Genomic DNA, 13066 nt, shown 5'->3' on the forward strand with positions numbered 1-13066 from the left:
CCTCCATCAAGCTAAAATAAGTTTCCAGTTTCATCAAATTTCCATTCATAAAGATCAGATACCTTCTTTATATGTTCATGGTTATGAACATCATCAAGTAAAGCTTCCGATACTTCAATCTCGCCGATTTCTAACGTGTTTTTGATCCGGACCATTTTAACTTTTGTAAAATCCAAAATATTACATGTTTTAATGGCCGCTTGAATCGCAAATTGATCATTGGCTAACGCTGTAGAAATATGAGTTGGGCCGACTACTGTTGAGGTTAAGCCATTCGCATAGGTGAAATCCCGATTCATTTTATCTACTAATCTTTGCGTCGTGAAATCCGCAGTTCCCACTCCATTCGCATTTCCCTCTGTTTCATCCGTTAAATCGAGGACAACCATTTTTGATACTTCTGGACCGCCATAGGCATAAGGGGTCGGATATCTGCCGGTGATATTTGGATCCATCCCATCGCCACTAATGTTTTTACCAATTTTATCAATAACCAATACATCAATCTGGTCAAAATAAAGTTTTGGCAACTGACTCTTTGCTAATTCTAGTAATTGAATCTCTTTTTCTTCTATTTCATTCGGTTCAAGAACAGCAATCGTATGAACCTTGTCGAATGCATTCTCAACCGTCGCCACAGCAAATAAAATCGGCATCTTTGCAAGCGTAATTTTAGCCATAGCGGGAACATGCTCTGCCATATGTTTGAAGCCAAGTTGATGGCATGCTTCCGCTCCCTTTTGTTTCCCTAAGCCGATACTGATCATCTTCATAATACCGCTTTCAATCGGACCACGAAAAGCTGTATGTGGTTTAACGCGGTTGATGACAACAATGCCATCCGCTTCTGAGGCGATTTTATCAATATAAACGGGTAATCCATTCGGCAATTCACCTAAGCAAATCACTTCCATAGAGGAACGTATTTCCGCCTTGACACTTTCTTCGGTGACACCGAGATGTTCCAGCACAGCCTGCTGTCCTTCAGCAGTAGCACCCCCATGACTTCCCATACAAGGAACGATAAATGGCTTCGCTCCAAGCTCTTTTAAAAATTGTACCGTCACAGCTGTCATCTCCACAAGGCGATCTAATCCTCTACTTCCGACAGCAACTGCTATTTCCATGCCTGGCTTTACTTTACTTTTGATCTCTTCACGTTCCAACAGAGGTTGTAAAGCAGCTGTTAAATCATCAATTTGACTTGAATCAAATTGTTGTTTAACTTTAGCCAATTTAGGAATTGGGATATCCTGGACTAATTCTTTAATGATACTCACGGATATTCACTCCATTTATAAATATGATCTTAAGATTCCAACTATTTCCTATCTCTTTAATAATAGATCAGGCAAATTGTTTTGTAAACATTTTCAAAGAAAACGTTGTTATTAATTTATTCTTTCAGAAATGAGCCCTTTTTCAAGATAGTGTATAAATTACAACTGGATCATGAAAACGGAAGGATTGAATCATATTTCCTCCACTTTACTGTGATTTTTACCGTCTATAAAACTTCTATCCTGTACTCTTTCCCCTTTTCTGTTTCAAATTGATAAACAGTTACACCAAGTTGTTCTGGATTTATTCTTTCATTACCACTTGTAATCTCTACTGGGATGGCAGTCCTAATCGTACATAAATTGCCATTTAATGATTTTATCTTGCCATGCTTGAAATTATTATCATTCCAATTTATTTCAACTTCAAAGCCACCTTTAGCTCGTAAACCTCGTACCTTTCCATTCTTCCATTCTTTAGGAATGGAGGGAAGAATATGAATTTCGTTCATATGACTTTGCAACAACATCTCGGCAATACCAGCAATGCCGCCAAAGTTACCATCGATTTGGAATGGTGGATGGTTATCAAATAAATTTGGCAGAGTAGAGGATTTTAATAATTCTATTAAGTTGTTATACGCCTGCTCTTTATTTTCTAAACGAGCCCACATATTGATAATCCACGCCCGACTCCATCCCGTATGTCCGCCCCCATGTTTTAATCTTCTCTCCAAGGTTACTTTTGCCGCATCGGCTAATGCCGGTGTATGTCTTGGCGAAATTTGATTTCCTGGATGTAAAGCGAAGAGATGGGAAATATGGCGATGTCCAGGGGCTGCCTCCTCATAATCTTCTAACCATTCCTGTATTTGTCCATATTTGCCAATTTTTGATTTAGGCAATTTTTTAATCATGTGTAATAATTCATTTCGAAAATCTTTATCTTGATCAAGAATCTCACTTGCAACAATCACACTTTCAAAAAGTTGGTGGATAATCTGGCTGTCCATGGATGGCCCTTGACATAATTTTCCCTTTTCCCCATTTGGCAAAATATAAGTATTTTCAGGAGATACAGACGGAGAGGTAATCAAATATCCATCTTCAGTTTCTATAAGAAAATCAACAAAAAACAGCGCCGCTTCTTTTAAAGTTTCATATGCTTTACTTAAGAATTGTTTATCTCTTGTGTATTCATAATGATTCCATAAATGCAAACTCAACCAAGCAGCTCCCATCGGCCAAATAGTAGCAGGCAGGTAGATATCTTGTGGAGCAGTGTCCGCCCATATATCCGTATTATGGTGAGCAACAAAGCCACGGCAACCATACATTTTTTGAGCAGTGATTCGTCCACTTTCTCTCATTTTCTCAATATGATCAAACAAAGGTTGATGACATTCGGATAACTGACATACCTCTGCCGGCCAGTAGTTCATTTCTGTATTTATATTAATTGTAAACTTACTGTCCCAAGGTGGAAGCATTTTATTATTCCATATTCCTTGTAATGTTGCCGGAAGAGACCCAGGACGACTGGATGAAATTAATAAATATCGTCCAAAATGAAAGTAAGTACAGACTAAACCAACATCTTCTTTTCCTTGTTTCATTAATTCTAAACGTTCATCTGTTGCCAGCTCATGCTTTCCTTTCGGTTCCTCGATCTGTAGATCAACACGGTTAAATAAGGTTTGATAATCGTCAACATGTGTTGAAAATAATTGATCATATTCTTTTTGTGACGTCCGATTAATCAATTCTATACAATGATCTTCTGGACTCTTATAGCGATAGGAAGTCGCTGCAGAAAGAATTAAAGTCACAGCATCAGCATCTGTCACAATTAAACGATTGCCAATCGTCTTCACTGAGCCGTTTTCTGGTATGGCCCGGACCACACTTTGAAAAGCGATTCCTTCTCTTCCACCGGTAATCCCCCTCATAACAAGGCTATCAACAGAAGATGGCTCCATATCATCCAAATTTCGAGTTTTTCCTCGATCAAAATGCGTCATAAAGGAAATCGAACGTTTTTCCGAGGCTGTCAACCGGATAATCATTACCTGATCAGGATAACTACTAAAAATCTCCCTCTGATATTGCACATGACCAAGTGTATACTGCACTCGGACGAGTCCGTTTTGTAAATCCAGTTCTCTGCTATAACTGGTATAATCTTTTTCATTATGTTGGAGTTCTATTAGCAGATCCCCGAGTGGTTCATAATGGCGTTGAGATGATGGGAGGCCCGGAAAAGTTAGTGATGCTAATTTCTCTGCTTCTCTCAATTTTCCTTCCGATAAAAGCTTTCGCACCTCTGGTAAATAACGGATAGCATCCGGATTATTCCGCTCCCGTGGGCCACCGTACCAGACTGAATCCTCATTTAATTGAATTTGCTCTGCCACTACTTCACCGAAAACCATACCACCTAACCGACCATTTCCAATTGGTAGAGCCTCATTCCAATTTTGTGCAGGTTGTTTATACCATAGCTTTTTTGTGCTAGCCATTTTTATCTCCTCATCATCTCATTTATCTAAACCTTGATATTTAAAATAGTCGAAATCGGCATATGAACCGGCTATCTGGTTCATATCATGTACTGCAATGCCAACGAAATTACCTGTGAAACCCCCAGATAGAAACAATAAATTTTGCGAAGGGCCAATGGGATGCCAATTATCACTTTCTCCAGCTATTCGATAATAAAATTGACCTTTTGCACCCTTTCCTTCAATCCTCAACTCGATTTCCCCATCCTCTACCTGGATTTTCTCTGGAGATAAAATGAATTCATTTTTCTCAGAGCGTAACAATCGAATAACACGCCCCTTTTCCTCATCACTAGTAATATACGCATAAAAATAACTACTATCATTTAAGTAAAGAATCAAACCCGCCATTTGATTAAAGTTTGTAGGTTGGTAATCCATTTTAGTTACCGCACTGAAATGAAAATCCTTTTGGCGTATAGCTAAAATATGATGGGCAAACAAAGATTGAATCGATTCACCAGAAATCATTCTTAAATAACCGGGTCTGCTTTCCAAATCGCACCAAGTGTCATCAGCTAAAATTCGCAGTGTATTCCACTCCTTTTCCAGTGGGCCATTAAAGTCATCATAAAAATTCGTATCTATTTTCTGTTTTATTGGTTGTTTCGTCATAATTTCTGTTTCAATAGCAGGGGCATTTCCACCTCCTACTAATCGTAACCATCCGTCCTCTGTCCAATAGACTTCTTGAATAGCCGTCTCTCTTCCCAAAATTGCCGCTTTTCCTAACAATGGTCTTGTACATAGATAAGCCATATACCATTTGCCTTCATCTGTTTGCACAATGCTTCCATGTCCCGAAGATTGTAAAGGAGAATCCGGCTTATCCCTTGCCGTTAACAGCGGATATTGCGGATCTAATTCATAGGGGCCTGTTATTTCTTTCGAACGGCAAACGGTTACAGCATGCCCTTTTCCTGTTCCACCTTCAGCAGTAATAAGATAATAATATTCTCCATGTCGATAGATATGTGGTGCTTCGGTTTTAGCAAGTTCTGTACCATCAAAAATTTTATGCACAGGTCCGACAAGTTTCTTCTGCTCTGGATTATATTCCTGCAAGACAATTCCCGCTGACTTATTGCCTGTTGTCATGCGATAATCCCAAATCTCGTTTAAGACCCACTTTTTCCCATCCATATCATGAAAGAGCGAAGGATCAAAACCACTGCTATTTATATAAACAGGCTCAGACCATGGACCATGGATTGATGAAGATGTAATTAAATAATTATGGCTATCTTTAAACGGGCGTTTCGTACTTTTAACATCTGTATAGAGCAAATAAAACAATCCATCGGCATAACTAAGTTGTGGCGCCCAGATGCTCCCCCCTTGAGGATTTCCCCGTAAATCAACCTGTGTTGTAAGAATATCTGTTTCATGTTCCCAATTTACCAGATCATTTGATTGATAGATTCTTATTCCAGGTAACCATTCAAAGGAGGAAACGGCAATATAGAAAGTACCATTTACTTTTAAAAGATATGGGTCAGGATTAAATCCCCTTAAAATTGGATTTTTTATCATTGTATGATGCATGAAGATAACAACTCCTTTGTTTTTGGATTATTTCACATATACCCATGAGGGACGTTTATCGTTTTGGCCATTTATTGAATGGATCTCTTCATACATTATCGTATCGAGACTTTCCTCTTTGTCCCATTCATTCCAGCCTTCTGGGATAATATGCTCGCCTAAATAACAATGTTTAAAGGTCGTTTGAGCGTAATTTCTCCATGGTCTACCTAAAAAGACGTTTTCAACACCTGAATCGGCCGTTAAATAGCAATTTTCAAAGACATATCCTTGAGTTTGAGCTTTTGGTGTAGAGGCCGCCGTAATAAAGCCTCCCTTTCCCGGTCGATAACGACTCCTAATTTCGCAATCGATAAAATTAGCCGCTGCCCCTCCGAATATGAAATCCACTGTCCCTGATATATAGCAATTTTTATATAGTTGTTTGCAGTAGGTATATCTTGATTCATCATTTACATTATTCGGTAGTGGACCTGTACATAATGTATCCTGATGTCCTTCTAATCTACATTGATGGAATTCGGCATGGTGGCAATAGGCAAATAAGGCAATGGCCTGACCGATATTTTCCCCCTGCCCTGATTGATTGATAATACATAAATTCCTTACGATAATATTTTCACCTTCTAAAAATACTGTAGCTGTGCGAAATGTCCCGACTTCATTTCCATCTTCATCAATTTGCCGAGCATGTTTTTCACCAATAATCCTTACATCACCTAAACCAATCATTTCAAAATTCGATAATCTAGCTTCTACAATTTCCTTATACTCCCTGATAAGATCACCATTTTTTTCTTTGCACTATCTGGTTTTTGCTCCAAATAATTAATTCCAGCTTGAATAGTAGAAAAATGACAATATGATTCTCTTCCTATTAAAATCATTTCATCCCATCCTATTTATGATTTATTTACTGCTTCCACTAATTCTTCCTGTTGCTTTGTATGGCGGGATTTACAATATAGAACTTCAATATCATGCGTATTCTCCAAATAAAATGCAGGACCCTCGTGGTTCTCAATGGTAATATGCTGGAATAAAATATCCTTGGCAAAAGCAACATAAAAACCACGATTTGTCATCTTATCTATATTGGCCATCATCGCTGGGCGCCCAGGGACAGCATTATCAGCCATTGAAATATCAATATTTGCGAATGTAATTTCCGCTGCGTATAATTCTGCTAATCCATAGATAAAACCTGCACAAGCCTGGATATTTCTAGCTGTAATATTTGCAAAATGAATTCGCCGAAAATTAGGTGTTTCATCTGTAATGGGATAAGGATTTTTATCCCAAACATATTTCTCTTTCCCAAGCGGGCCACAATAATAATACAAATTAATCACAAAGGGGCACATAACCTTATCCATCACAATATTATTCACGCGGATATCTTCAACGATTCCGCCCCGACCACGACGAGATTTTAAGCGGATTCCTCTGTCCGTATCTTGGAAAATACAATTCGTGATGGTAACATTCCGAATATCGCCACTCATCTCGCTTCCAATCACAACTGCTCCATGGCCATGAACCATTATACAATTTGAGATGGTGATATTTTCACAAGACATGCGTTCCGCTGTTTCTTCTGTGCCTGCTTTAATGGCGATACAATCATCACCAACATCGATATTGCAATTATTGATTCGAACATTTTTACAAGATTCCGGATTGATGCCATCCGTATTAGGGGAGTCGGCTGGATTTTTAATCGATATATTATCTATTGTGATGTTATAACTTCTGACAGGATGAACTGTCCAACTAGGTGAATCAATCATTTGAACGTCTTTTATAGTAATTTGCTCACAGGAATCAAAACTTATCAACTTCGGACGGAAATAAGCTGATTTATCCGTTTTATTCCGTTCTCTTTGCCACCATCTTTGACCATTTCCATCCAAACAACCAAATCCAGTGACAGCAATATTCTTAGCTTTTTCCGCATATAAACAGGAGGCATGTACGTTTTGGGATATCCCCTCCCAGCGTGAATGTACAACCGGATAATCAAATGGATGATCTGAGAATTTTAATCTTGCCCCAGGCAATAAATGTAACTCAACATTATCTTTTAGACGTAAGGACCCCGTTAAAAATTCACCTGCTGGGACAATGACAGTTCCCCCACCATTTGTGTATGCTTCATCAATTGCCTTTTGAATCTTTTCTGTCATAACTATGCTATTAGGAATTGCGCCAAACTCTGTAATATCATAAAAAATACTCATAATTAGAAAATCTCCCCTTCTATTCACAACTATTGCCTTTTGATAAAATTCCAGCTTTTAAGATAACGCCTTCATAATAGCGGATGATTTTATTATTCTCTATACATATTTATGTTCTATTTTTACCTTTCTTTGCTTTTTTTGTTATCGTGTTTAGTGCATACATAAATAAAGAGCCATCAGTTCTACTAACCGTAATTATTGGCTAGTAGCAAACGGCTCGCATATCTCCGACTCTCGTTGTAGGACAATGAATTTTCCTAGGCTCCCATCACAAAAAATATTCCCGCCTTGTGACTTCAATTCTAATAATCTCTCTTTAACAAATAATTTTTATTATTCCTCATAGGAAAGATGCTTATTTTGTTTACGGAATTGTATCGGTGAGACACCTGTCATTTTTTTAAATGTCTTATTAAAATGTGCGATCGAATGAAAGCCTACATTTCCAGCAATCGTCAGCACCTTTGCATCTGATTCGATCAATTGACGTCTCGCCTCTCTCATCCGAACTGCTTGGACATATTCACTGAAGTAAAAACCGGTTACCTTTTTGAATGTCCGGCTAAGATAAGATGGACTTATGTAAAATTGTTCAGCAATCTTTTTCAATGTTAATTCCTCTAGATAATGTTGATGCAAATAAGTGGCAATTTCAGAGATTTTCTCATGCATAGGATGTTCATTTTCTGGTGGCGCTTGAAAGGATTGCCGATAAACTTGAATTAATAATTTTGTTAATAGTGCTTTTACATAAAAGGTGTAACCAGCCTGTTTTTTCTTACATTCCCTTAACATCTCAAAAATGAGCTGTTCGGTGTTCGGCTGCTCCCTTACTGGAAAACGTATTAACTGAGAGCCATGTTGGAAAGGAAGCAGGTGTAGGTCTGATGACAAAATATCTGATTCAAGGAAATCATGAGTGAAATTAATTAAAATTCGTTCGAATTCAGGGACAGATGAGCTCGTTGTTCGATGGACATCATGTGGATTAATAACTATAATATCGCCACTCTTTACAGTGTATACTTTGCCATTAATAAAATAGACTCTCTCCCCCTTACGCAAATAATACAATTCATAAAAAGCGTGAGCATGGGGTGTCGACATAGCTGAATAACCTTTTCGGTACATGAACTGCATGGAAAAAGATTCATTCTCTAAATAATACTTCGGACCGAAGTTATCTACCATTTTTCCTAAACCACCCTCCCATTGCATCAAGGACAAAAAAAGCAAAGTAATAACGAAAATTGAGCAAATTACTATATAGAGTATAGCATTATAGTGCGTTATTATGAAAGCGTTATCCTAGGCTAGTTTAGAAAACAATAACAGAAGGGGTGGGTATGAATGAGGCAAAGATTGTTGGGTCTTCTCATGATACTTGGGCTAATGGCTTTAATCGTGGGATGTAGCAGTGATTCTGGTGGAAAGGAAACTTCCAGTAATGACAAGGAAGAAGATACTTCAGTTACAGAAGATACAGGTGAATCAGAGCAAGTAGAGGTTTCTTTAATGATTCACTGGGGTGAGAAAGAATTTGAAGAGATTTTTAATCAACATATCAAAAAGGCTTTACCACATATAAAGCTAACGTATATTCAAGCAAATGGGAAAGAGGAAATTGAAGAGAGCTTTGCTAAGGGACTTATACCGGACATTGCCATGGGGACTAATTTTACCATGTTCCAAGAACTCGATTTACTTCGAGATCAAATGCCTTTAATCGAAAAACATGGGCTTGATCTTAGTAAATATGATCAAGGAATAATCGAATCTCTAAAAGCTAATTCTCCCATTGGTGAACTTGATGCCCTTCCGGTTTTTAAACAAGGATATGTGATGACCTATAATAAAGATATTTTTGATGCCTTTGGTGTCCCTTATCCAACAGATAATATGACTTGGGATGAGGTCATTGAACTTGGTAAACAATTAACAGGTGAAAAAGATGGTAAAAGATATTATGGCATTTTCCCCGGGAAGCTTGGCCTCCAACAAGTGAGTACCACCCTAGTTGATCCAGAAACAAATGCACCGTCAATCTTAGATAATAAAGAGTTACGATTTTTCCTTGAGCGCATCCAAGCCATTATAAGCATTCCTGGAAATCTTCCTGAAATGGAGTCAACGGAGGAATTGGCGGCATTTCTGCATAATGCGGAAGGTGCTGATACGGCATTTGATTATGCTTTATTCCCATTCCGTGATCAAGCTAATGGTCTTACTTGGCGTGAATATGAAGCGGGTCTAAATTTTGATTGGGTCACATACCCTGTTTGGGGTGGGGATTATCCGGATTACGCTCCTAATGAACTATTAAATACTATGTTCGTAACAAGTCAAAGTAAGAAGCCGGATGCAGCCTTTGAGGTTCTTGCCTACCTAATGTCTGAAGACTATCAAAAATGGTCCGTAAGCACAGGTGGGGGAACTCCTTTACTCGATAAGGATGTGTATAAAGAATTTGGTACAGCATTAGAACATGCAGATATTATGGCTGAAAAAAATGTAGGCGCATTATTTAAATTAGATAGTGCTCCAATACCCAAGAGATCGCCGTACGAGAGTGCATCTGTCATGATCAATGCGTATCAGCGACTTCTTGAGGGCGAAGATCTCAACACTGTTATAAGAAAGATGGATGAAGAAACCCGAAATGTAATCGCAGAAATGTCTGGAAAAGAATAAATTCAAATTTTAAAGGGTGCATTGTTGGTCATTCCGTGCTTCTTGCCAATTGTATATAGCTTAGTTTCCCCCCTAATACTCTTTTTACATGTTAACAATACTGTGCAATAAAAATGCACCTCAAAGTTAGGGTGACACTTAACTTTTGGGGTGCATTACATTTCACTGTCTTTTGATGTGGAAAAAATATAGAGATTCGATTGTATTATTTGTACAAGCTTCATACCCATGTAGAATTCTTGAAGCGATGGGCTTACTGCCAGCTAATTCAGTATAAAAGGTATATCTTTAGTTATTTAAAGCTTAATCAAATCGTCTATCTTTACAGCTTGCCCGGTCTTCAATGAGATGTTGCCGGCGATTCCAGTCATGATCGATCTTGCTCCATCAATATGGGAGGCAGCCCTATTAAACTCATCCACTGTTGGCACACCAAATAGATCCTGCAGCAAGACCACATCCCCTCCACCATGGCCACCTTTTCCTTCCTGAATCTCTACCTCATACGGCTTGCCAAACATCGGCAAAACTCGAATGGTCTTCTCTTTTAACTTCCCTTCATCTTCTTTACTTCCACCTGAATTAATATAAGATTGTTCCCTGACAACTACTTCTAATCTACCTTTACTTCCATTAAATGTGATAATAAATCCTTCCCATGGTAAATAGGCATTGAGTGAATAAGTAAGAATTGCTTTATTTTTATAGGTGACAAGAACGCCTAATGTATCTTCTATATCAATACCGTCACCAAAAACGCTTTGATCTCGTTGGTACCCATCTTCTTTTTCTGCATCTAAATACATCGCCTTTAAATGAAGATTAGCTTCTAAATCAATCGCAAATGGATCGTCTTTGGCATATTCATTCCCGTGAGCACGTTGATAAAAGTTCGTCACACCGCGTGCTTCGGCATTTTCTCTTCCATAATACCGTAAACCACCAGAAGCATATACGGTTTCTGGGGAAGAATTCAGCCAAAAATTAACTAAATCAAAATGATGGGTAGATTTATGAACAAGCAGACCGCCACTATTGCGTTTATTACGATGCCATCTGCGGAAATAATCAGCCCCATGTTGTGTATTTAATGCCCATTCAAAATGAACTGAATGAACGTCTCCGATCACTCCATCTCGAATAAGTTCTCTCACTTTTGTATTGTGAGGGGCATAGCGATAATTAAATGTAACCCGCACATTTTTCCCGGTTCGGTCAATTGCATCCAAAATTGCTTTGGTTTTTTCAACATCGACGGTCATTGGTTTTTCTGTAATCACATCACAACCCAGCTCTAAAGCACGAATAATATAAGTATGATGCGTTCGGTCAACCGTCGTGACGATAACATAATCGGGTTTTTCATTTTCAATCATCCTAGCAAATTCACTAGATCGATATGTCTTGATTTTTGGATGATCGTATTTCTCCTCTAGCAAACGATTCGCATAGTCCATTCTTATTTGATTAATATCGCAAAAAGCTAATAGTTCACAAGTATCCCTATAATCTCTTGCTAATGCGCCATAGAAGAATTCCGCCCTGCCGCCAGTTCCAATTAAGACATATTTTTTCTTCAATTTATTCATCTCCTCTTATTTCAGTTGATCAACTAACCAATCATAAGAACGCTCTCCACTAATTTCATGCCCACCATTAAAAAGATGGGAGGCTAATAATTGCTCAACATCAAACGCCCGATACATTTTTTCGAGCTGTGTTAAAGCAGTTTGGACATGTTCCAAAGGAAATAGGGGATCCTCTTTCCCTGCTTCGATAAAAAGCGCTCTTGGTGCAATTAATCCGATTAGCTCTGGCATTTCAGCTATCTGTAAAATATTGGGGATATAATTGTCTAAACAATGCCTTCTATCGATAATGCTTCCTGCAAACGTATTCGTATAACCACTGATGACTGTGGCCTTTATTCTTTCATCTAAAATCGAGGTAAAAGCAGTGACAAGGCCGCCACCCGATATCCCCATACAGCCAATATTGCTTGAATCAAATTCCTTTTGTGTTTCCAGATAGTCTATTACTTTTATACACTCGTGAACTCGTAATCCCGCTAGTGTTTTTCCATATAAAAGGAGTTGACTCGCCAAACGATAGCAAGAATTGTCACTAGGCTTTCCTTTTCCCTGATCTTCTTGTAGTTTCCTGTCACCGAATCCAATTAATTCCGGGGCAACAACGGCAATTCCTTTTTCGACCAAATCAACAGCAAAATCCTCATGATAGGTGGACTTCGCTCTAGCTGAGCCATCAGGGTTTAGACCAACCAATTCTTTATGACCGTATCCATGGCCATGAATTGCAAGTACTGTAGGCAATGGCAAAGTATGATGTTTCGGTATTAGTAGATAGATCGGCATTTTCAATGATGGCATAGTTGCCAATTCAATTCGATAGCGTGTATACTCCCCCATATCTGCCTTTTCCAATTCCGTCACTGTTTGTACTTCTGCTTTGCTAGAAAAATCACCTAGTGCCCTTGCAACCTTTTCCTTTAACGTCTGTTTCCATCGTTTATCATATTCTTCTGTTTGAACTGCCACTGTTTCTTTATATAACCGGTCCAAATATAAATCAGCAGACCACATAGAATTCCTTCCTTTCAAGTGTTTTCTCTGCCGAGCTCGATGGTGATAACGCTTTCTATTTCAGTTTATAACAACGTTGTTATTTAGATGTTATAGTAAATTGCTCAAAAGAACAAGTCCTTTTTCTACTTTTTGATATGTTT

The 13066-nt window shown here is 38.3% G+C and carries 10 protein-coding genes; 1 reads left to right on the plus strand and 9 read right to left on the minus strand.

Annotated features, from left to right (window positions below):
- Positions 1–11 precede the first annotated feature (11 nt).
- From IPU53_RS10045 to IPU53_RS10070, 7 genes are all read right to left on the minus strand, one after another.
- Positions 12–1280: a lactate racemase domain-containing protein gene (locus IPU53_RS10045; RefSeq protein ID WP_207450353.1), complete on the minus strand. Its 1269-nt coding sequence runs from the start codon at positions 1278–1280 to the stop codon at positions 12–14.
- A 227-nt stretch (positions 1281–1507) separates the two neighbouring features.
- Positions 1508–3799: a glycoside hydrolase family 95 protein gene (locus tag IPU53_RS10050; protein WP_207450355.1), complete on the minus strand. Its 2292-nt coding sequence runs from the start codon at positions 3797–3799 to the stop codon at positions 1508–1510.
- A gap of 18 nt (positions 3800–3817) precedes the next feature.
- The gene (locus IPU53_RS10055; RefSeq protein WP_207450357.1) at positions 3818–5386 is read right to left on the minus strand and encodes a glycoside hydrolase family 43 protein; all 1569 of its coding nucleotides are present in this window, start codon (positions 5384–5386) and stop codon (positions 3818–3820) included.
- Positions 5387–5413: 27 nt separating this feature from the next.
- Positions 5414–6118 (minus strand): pectinesterase family protein, encoded by a 705-nt coding sequence (locus IPU53_RS10060; RefSeq protein ID WP_207450359.1) that lies wholly within the window; start codon positions 6116–6118, stop codon positions 5414–5416.
- 23 nt (positions 6119–6141) lie between these two features.
- Positions 6142–6273 (minus strand): hypothetical protein, encoded by a 132-nt coding sequence (locus IPU53_RS25275; RefSeq protein WP_278253266.1) that lies wholly within the window; start codon positions 6271–6273, stop codon positions 6142–6144.
- A gap of 15 nt (positions 6274–6288) precedes the next feature.
- On the minus strand, positions 6289–7626 hold the full coding sequence (locus IPU53_RS10065) for a glycoside hydrolase family 28 protein (RefSeq protein ID WP_207450361.1): 1338 nt from the start codon (positions 7624–7626) through the stop codon (positions 6289–6291).
- Positions 7627–7962: 336 nt separating this feature from the next.
- The gene (locus IPU53_RS10070) at positions 7963–8820 is read right to left on the minus strand and encodes a helix-turn-helix transcriptional regulator (RefSeq protein WP_207450363.1); all 858 of its coding nucleotides are present in this window, start codon (positions 8818–8820) and stop codon (positions 7963–7965) included.
- Positions 8821–8979: 159 nt separating this feature from the next.
- Here IPU53_RS10070 and IPU53_RS10075 point away from each other — a divergent pair, with 159 nt between their 5' ends.
- The gene (locus tag IPU53_RS10075) at positions 8980–10320 is read left to right on the plus strand and encodes an ABC transporter substrate-binding protein (protein ID WP_207450365.1); all 1341 of its coding nucleotides are present in this window, start codon (positions 8980–8982) and stop codon (positions 10318–10320) included.
- 296 nt (positions 10321–10616) lie between these two features.
- Here IPU53_RS10075 and IPU53_RS10080 read toward each other — a convergent pair whose 3' ends face one another.
- Positions 10617–11909, minus strand: coding sequence for a Gfo/Idh/MocA family protein (locus IPU53_RS10080; RefSeq protein WP_207450367.1), 1293 nt, complete (start codon positions 11907–11909; stop codon positions 10617–10619).
- Between the two features lie 6 nt (positions 11910–11915).
- Positions 11916–12923, minus strand: a complete 1008-nt coding sequence (locus IPU53_RS10085) for a dienelactone hydrolase family protein (protein ID WP_207450369.1) — start codon at positions 12921–12923, stop codon at positions 11916–11918.
- Between the last annotated feature and the right edge of the window lie 143 nt (positions 12924–13066).

It is taken from the genome of Bacillus sp. SD088, from assembly GCF_017355205.1.
Taxonomy (GTDB): domain Bacteria; phylum Bacillota; class Bacilli; order Bacillales; family Bacillaceae_C; genus Lederbergia.

Bases quoted from the DNA above. Each gene is read 5' to 3' on its own strand.
- IPU53_RS10050 (WP_207450355.1), bottom strand. From the start codon at position 3,799: ATGGCTAGCACAAAAAAGCTATGGTATAAACAACCTGCACAAAATTGG.
- IPU53_RS10060 (WP_207450359.1), bottom strand. From the start codon at position 6,118: ATGATTGGTTTAGGTGATGTAAGGATTATTGGTGAAAAACATGCTCGG.
- IPU53_RS25275 (WP_278253266.1), bottom strand. From the start codon at position 6,273: ATGATTTTAATAGGAAGAGAATCATATTGTCATTTTTCTACTATTCAA.
- IPU53_RS10070 (WP_207450363.1), bottom strand. From the start codon at position 8,820: ATGGTAGATAACTTCGGTCCGAAGTATTATTTAGAGAATGAATCTTTT.
- IPU53_RS10055 (WP_207450357.1), bottom strand. From the start codon at position 5,386: ATGCATCATACAATGATAAAAAATCCAATTTTAAGGGGATTTAATCCT.
- IPU53_RS10080 (WP_207450367.1), bottom strand. From the start codon at position 11,909: ATGAATAAATTGAAGAAAAAATATGTCTTAATTGGAACTGGCGGCAGG.
- IPU53_RS10065 (WP_207450361.1), bottom strand. From the start codon at position 7,626: ATGAGTATTTTTTATGATATTACAGAGTTTGGCGCAATTCCTAATAGC.
- IPU53_RS10085 (WP_207450369.1), bottom strand. From the start codon at position 12,923: ATGTGGTCTGCTGATTTATATTTGGACCGGTTATATAAAGAAACAGTG.
- IPU53_RS10075 (WP_207450365.1), top strand. From the start codon at position 8,980: ATGAGGCAAAGATTGTTGGGTCTTCTCATGATACTTGGGCTAATGGCT.